The following is a 564-nucleotide window of genomic DNA, read 5'->3' as shown; positions in this document are numbered from 1 at the left end:
TTGAAAGAGATACCGTCCTTTATCATTTTCCCGTTTATCGTTTTAATGGTAAAGATTCCGGTAGTTCTTCTTCCCCAAATGAAGCAGTCCTGTCCGTTAAATTGGACTTTGTCAAAAAGACAATACCCAAATACGTACTTTTCTGTTTGATTGGATTTACGGATGCCTCCCTTGAGGATAGTCGCCTTGTGCAGCTGGCGGTTGTGATGTCTTACCGGACGAATCGTGTAAATCTTATCGATTTGTGCGATTTCCGGAAGGTAGCCCACATTGAAGCCCTGCTTCCCCTGTGCGATTGCCAGAGCGTCATTGGTGTGGCTCTTGGGAAGCACCAACAGCTTCTCTCGGGTTGCCTTTGTGATGTAGCCTCTGGTCTCAATGACTGGGATAGGTAACTCAGAGCAGAGCCTCTGCATTAAAGTCTTCCGCATGATGCCCATGAATGTGGCATCTCTGGTTGACTTCCGCTTGCGCTTTTTGAAGTCCTTCTCCGCAATCAACCCCTTGTGGAGTTTTTCGTGACAGCTCTCGCAAAGGGTAACTTGGTTGTCCGGGGCGTCGCCG

1 pseudogene is annotated in these 564 nt (G+C 48.2%); it reads right to left on the bottom strand.

Annotated features, from left to right (window positions below):
• Positions 1-564: pseudogene (locus tag H8Z83_RS19330) on the bottom strand (RNA-guided endonuclease IscB); the annotation flags it as partial.

It is taken from the genome of Dysosmobacter segnis (genome assembly GCF_014297285.1).
GTDB lineage: Bacteria > Bacillota > Clostridia > Oscillospirales > Oscillospiraceae > Oscillibacter > Oscillibacter segnis.
Note: the sequence above shows the minus strand (reverse complement) of the source record. Positions and strands in the feature narration are given on the sequence as shown.